The sequence below is a fragment of the Halorubrum sp. SP3 genome, from assembly GCF_005435195.1.
Taxonomy (GTDB): domain Archaea; phylum Halobacteriota; class Halobacteria; order Halobacteriales; family Haloferacaceae; genus Halorubrum; species Halorubrum sodomense.
This window is the reverse complement of record NZ_SGTU01000051.1, coordinates 1-2486: the sequence shown is the minus strand read 5'-3', so window position 1 is coordinate 2486 and position 2486 is coordinate 1. Positions and strand designations below refer to the sequence as shown.

Annotated in this window: 4 protein-coding genes; 1 reads left to right on the top strand and 3 read right to left on the bottom strand. The window is 53.8% G+C overall.

Annotated elements, in window-relative coordinates:
- On the top strand, window positions 1–294 hold a 294-nt coding region (locus tag EXE42_RS19595), incomplete at its 5' end, for a glycosyltransferase (protein WP_206750719.1).
- On the opposite strand, the gene EXE42_RS15105 is transcribed toward EXE42_RS19595, so the two are convergent.
- The 3 genes from EXE42_RS15105 to EXE42_RS15095 form a co-directional block, all read right to left on the bottom strand.
- Window positions 291–1232 carry an NAD-dependent epimerase/dehydratase family protein gene (locus EXE42_RS15105; RefSeq protein ID WP_137706860.1) on the bottom strand — a complete coding sequence of 314 codons (942 nt, stop codon included), beginning with the start codon at window positions 1230–1232 and terminating at the stop codon, window positions 291–293. The two genes, EXE42_RS19595 and EXE42_RS15105, sit on opposite strands and share 4 nt — an antisense overlap.
- A gap of 123 nt (window positions 1233–1355) precedes the next feature.
- Window positions 1356–1976, bottom strand: coding sequence for an IS6 family transposase (locus EXE42_RS15100; protein ID WP_137706859.1), 621 nt, complete (start codon window positions 1974–1976; stop codon window positions 1356–1358).
- 131 nt (window positions 1977–2107) lie between these two features.
- A partial coding sequence (locus tag EXE42_RS15095) for a BlaI/MecI/CopY family transcriptional regulator (RefSeq protein ID WP_137706858.1) occupies window positions 2108–2486 on the bottom strand: 379 nt, incomplete at its 5' end.

The window sequence follows — 2486 nt, the reverse complement described above, 5'->3', positions numbered from 1 at the left end:
GGTCTCCCGGCCCTCACGGCGACAGCATTCGACCAAGTCGGAACCGGAGAACACGGACGCTACCTGTCGCCATCAGCTTCAAAGGAGATGATCACCAGCGGCATGGCCGAAATACTTCAGCGCCGAGAAGAGTTGGGACGACAGGCACGAGATCACGTCGTCCGGCACCACGGCCTAGAAACGTTCGCCGACCGATACGAACAGTTGTACCAATGGTGTCTCGGACGGGGATCAAAACCGAAGTTCGACGAGACTTGGAAAGCCGATACAATTAATCGTATACAGCGGAGCTAGAAGTTCTGTTCTTCGAAGTGTTCGATAGTCCTGCGTAGCCCCTCGTCGAAATGGACTATCGGTTCATAGTCGATAGTTTGACTCCCCCATTCGAGATCGGCCAGAGAGTGGCGAACGTCGCCGGGTCTGGGGCTGTCGTAAATCGGGCTGATATCAGTACCGAGGTGTTCGTTGATCCGCTCGACGAGTTCGTTCACCGTCACACGATTTCCACAGCCAACGTTACAGACGACACCACTAGCGTCGCTCTCAGCAGCACCGACGTTCGCCGCAATGACGTTGTCGATGAAAGTAAAGTCTCGCGACTGTTCACCGTCACCGAAAATAGTCGGTCGTTTTCCTTCCATCATTATACTGATAAATTTTGGAATAACAGCAGCGTATTCTCCGTTTGGATCTTGCCAAGGTCCGAAAACGTTGAAGTATCGTAAACACACCGTGTCGATACCGTAGATGTCAGACGCCTGCTGGACGAGTCGTTCTGTGTAGTACTTCGAGAGGGCATACGGTGACTCGGGATTCGTCGGGTCGCTCTCTCTGGCTGGTAGGTTCCCGTCGGATCCATAGACCGAGGAAGAGGACGCAGCGACGATTTTTTCCGGGTCTTCATCGCGTGCCGCATCGACCAGTGTCGCCGCCCCAACGCAGTTGGCAAGGGTCGAACGCCGAGGGTCCTCAACGCTGCGCGAGACGGAAGGAATGGCAGCCTGATGGAATATCCAATCTACGTCTGTTACAGATTGTCGAGCGACCGCCGGGTCGCAGATATCACCCTCGATGAATTCGAAGTTCTCATCGGGTAGCCGTTTGAGATTGTCTCGACTGCCAGTCGAGAAGTTATCAATACCTCGAACCTCGTGGCCCGACTCAAGCAAGGCCTTCGCGAGCGATGAACCGATGAATCCTCCGACGCCAGTGACGAGTGCCTTCTTTGTCATACGATTGCTGTGTGAATGTCGCCGACTACACGTTTCAAGACATCGATTCAACAGTAGATGTGTCCGAGATCCTGTTCTGTAAATCAGGTCGATTTATATAGGTAGTGTTTAGATAAGCTGATTCTATGCGAAGGCAAACGCTTGAACCCAATCTTCAGCAGTACTCGGCTTGACACGGCTAAACGTATTTGAGAACTGGTTTGTTCGGCGTTTTACTTCACGAAAGACACGTTCGACGGCGTTCCGATTCCCATGTGTGACGTGTTGGAATCGGAGCCCGTGACGATGACAGGCCGCCTGTAACCACGGAGCACCATCAACGAGAAAGACCGCGTCGTCGACCTGATGTTTCCCACGGAGTTCTGAGAGAAACATCGAGGATATCGCGTTTGTTCTCGTCGGGTAGAGCCGAACGTGGAGCAGCCGGTTCGTGTCGGGATCGACGGCAGCGTACAGCCAATATCGCTCAGAGTTGAGCTGAATCACGGTTTCATCGACCGCAACGTGATTCGGATTCGCACCGTCTGTCGGCTGTAGATCGGCTTTCTGAACCCACCGATGGACGGTGGTTCGATGGCGATCGACACCCAACCTCTCAAGAATCGAGACGGTATCCGAAAGTGATAATCCAGCCAAATGGAGTCGGATACCGAGCTTCATCGCCGACTTGGGTGTCGCCTCTCGCTCCAGAAAATCTAACTCGATACAACCGCTATCGCCGCTGAGGCGGTCGAAACTGAGCATGAACCACTCGATCTTTTGACCGCCTCATCCTTCGACCTTATCTCAACCCCTCCATTCCAATAGCAGCAATCCACAATCCAATGAAAGCAACCCAGAAAAATAGGGATCTTCGGTTCATAGCTCACCAAATTTTACGAAACCGGCGACGCAGCTGCTGAATCAACGAGTGAGTACTTGCGGTCTCGACTCGTCCCTTCTGCTTCCAAGAGATTGTACTGTGCCATCTTCGAAAGGTAGGTCCGGACGGTGCGCTTCGTCCGCGGATCGTCGACCGCCTCAGTATACCGGTCGTGAATCTCGCTGGGTCCAAGCGGGCCGTGGTCGCGAACAATATCGTAGACGACCCGCTGGTGTGGTGTGAGCGAGTCGAGACTCTTCTGCTTGATTTGGGCCCGAGCATCTTCAGCAGCGTCTCTGAGAATGTCGTTGGTGATATCTTCGTGATTTTCGCGATCAGCTGTGCTGGCTGCGCTGCGAAGCATCCCGATCGCGAGACGAGCGTCGCCAGCG